Raw genomic sequence first — 2,517 nt, 5'->3', positions numbered from 1 at the left:
TGTCAATCGGCGTCCAAAAAGGACCCCCTATCGGCGTGCAAAAGGGACCCCCTTCGTCGAGCAGCGTGACGGGTATGACGGGCGCACCGTTCGCGCTGGTTGCGGCGTAGGGCGGGCGTAGCCCGACCGGAGGCGCAACCAGCGCGAAGCGTTCTCTGCCGGGTGTTCCGGGCGTTAGCTGCGGTGCTTGAAGCGCCAGCTGTCGTTGCCGGTCTCGACGATGTCGCAGTGGTGGGTAATGCGGTCGAGCAGCGCGGTGGTCATCTTGGGGTCGCCGAAGACGGTCGGCCACTCGCCAAAGGCGAGGTTCGTCGTGACGATGACCGAGGTCTGCTCGTAAAGCTTGCTGACCAGGTGGAAGAGCAGCTGACCGCCCGAGCGGGCAAAGGGCAGGTAGCCGAGTTCGTCGAGCACCACGAGGTCGAGCCGGGAGAGCTGGTTGGCGAGCGCACCGGCTTTGCCGAGGCGCGTTTCCTCCTCGAGCCGGTTCACCAGGTCGACCGTGTTGAAGTAGCGCCCGCGGGCGCCGGCCCGCACCACGTTGGCGGTAATCGCGGTGGCCAGATGCGTCTTGCCGGTGCCCGTTCCACCGACCAGCACGACGTTGCGCCGGCCGGGGAGGAACGAGCCACTGTGCAAGGAGCGCACCAGGCCCTCGTTGATGGGGGTGTCGTCGAAGACGAAGGCGTCGAGGTCCTTCACCGCCGGCAGCCTGGCGGCCGACATCCGGTAGCGGACGGACGCCGCATGGCGGTACGTTGCCTCGGCACGCAGCAGGTCGGTCAGGATCTCCATGGTCGTGCGCTTGCGCTGCAGCCCGGTGGTGACGGCCTCGTCGAAGGCGCCAGCCATGCCCTTGAGGCCAAGGTCCGCCATGGCCGTCATCATCTCATGCCGCTGCATGGAGGCCTCGCAGGCTGTCATAGCGGGTGCAGTCGGCACGCGGCGGGTGGCGCAGCGCCAGGTCCTCGGGCGTGACGATGGTCAGCGGCCGGGGCGGCTCGCGTCGGCGGGCCAGGATGTTGACGATGACGTCGTCGCTGGCGGTGCCCGCCAGCAATGCTTCGCGCACGGCCGCTTCCACCGCCTCCAGCCCGTCGTCGAGCACGGCTGCCAGCACGCGCACGAACCGCCGGTCGGCATCGTCACCGGCGCCGAGCTTGCGGCGCAGTCGTGACAGCGCAGGCGGCAGCTCCCAGCCCTGGAACGGCGCGCCATTGCGCAGGGCGCCCGGCTTGGTCACCAGCACCGGCAGGTAATGCCAGGGGTCGTAGATGGTCCGGTCACGCCCGAAGAACCGGGGATGGTCGGCGACGACCTGGCCGTCGCAGCGCACGACGATGCGGTCGGCATAGGCGCGGACCTGGACAGCCCGCCGAACCGCCCGGGCGGAGACGGAGTAGCGGTTGCGGTCGAAGCTGATGAGGCATGTGCCGCTCACCGCGTGCTCGCTCTCATGGAAGCCGTCGAAGGGCGCGACGACCGGCTGGAGCACGCCACGCTCGGCAGCCCATGCCTGCGCGACGGTCAGCTCCTTCTGCTCCGGATGCCGGTGCATGTCGGCCCAGCGACGACACTCCGCCTCCAGCCAGCCGTTCAGCTCCTCGATGCTGGCAAAGCGCAAGCGCGGCTGGAAAAGCCTGCCTCGCGCGGTCTGCACCTGGTTTTCGACCTGGCCCTTCTCCCAGCCTGACGCCGGCGAGCAGGCCGTCGGCTCGACCATGTAGTGGTTGGCCATGACCAGGAAACGCCGGTTGAAGACCCGCTCCTTGCCGGTGAACACGCTCGTCACCGCCGTCTTCATGTTGTCGTAGATGCCGCGCGTCGGCACGCCTCCGAAGAAGGCGAACGCCCGCGCATGGGCGTCGAACACCATCTCCTGTGTCTCGCGCGGATAGGCTCGCACATACATGGCCCGCGAAGCGCACAGCCGCACATGGGCGACCTTCACGCGCATCGGCTTGCCCGCGATCTCGACGTCCTCGTGGCTCCAGTCGAACTGATACGCCTCGCCTGGTCGGAACAGCAGCGGGATGAACGCCGGCGCATTCATCACGTCGCGACGCCGCGCCTGCCGCCAGCGGGCCGCATAGCGGCGCACCGCGTCGTATGAGCCGTCGAACCCCTCGCGCAGCAGCAGATCGTGGATACGCGTGAGGCGCAGCTTCTCGCGCCGCGGCCGTGCCTCGTCTTCCTCCAGCAACGCATCCAGTCGCGTCTGAAACGGCCCCAGCTTCGGCAGCGGCTGCACCTCCCGCCGGTAGCCCATGTCCGCCTCCGGCGCCCGGATCGCCTTGCGCACCACCTTGCGCGACAGGTGCAGGTCCCGCGCTATCGCCTTGATGGCCTTCCCCGACGCGTGCTCGCGCCGGATCCTCAACACCGTCTCCAATACCAGCATCCCGATCTCGCCGCCTGACACACCGCCAAGCGAGCACCCTAGACCACCGGGATGAGGGGTCCTTTTTCGACGCCGATCACCCCGCTACCGGGGTCCCTTTTCCACGCCGATCCACA

General features: G+C 68.5%; 2 protein-coding genes. Both read right to left on the bottom strand.

Annotated elements, in window-relative coordinates:
- Window positions 1-174 precede the first annotated feature (174 nt).
- Window positions 175-903, bottom strand: coding sequence for an IS21-like element helper ATPase IstB (gene istB, locus U1703_RS18765; RefSeq protein WP_061781607.1), 729 nt, complete (start codon window positions 901-903; stop codon window positions 175-177).
- Window positions 890-2,401 (bottom strand): IS21 family transposase, encoded by a 1,512-nt coding sequence (istA, locus tag U1703_RS18760; RefSeq protein WP_084445614.1) that lies wholly within the window; start codon window positions 2,399-2,401, stop codon window positions 890-892. The genes istB and istA overlap by 14 nt, the downstream gene beginning before the upstream one ends.
- Between the last annotated feature and the right edge of the window lie 116 nt (window positions 2,402-2,517).

Origin of the sequence: Sphingomonas flavida, assembly GCF_036663655.1 — a bacterium.
Taxonomy (GTDB): Bacteria; Pseudomonadota; Alphaproteobacteria; order Sphingomonadales; family Sphingomonadaceae; genus Sphingomonas.
Note: the sequence above shows the minus strand (reverse complement) of the source record. Positions and strands in the feature narration are given on the sequence as shown.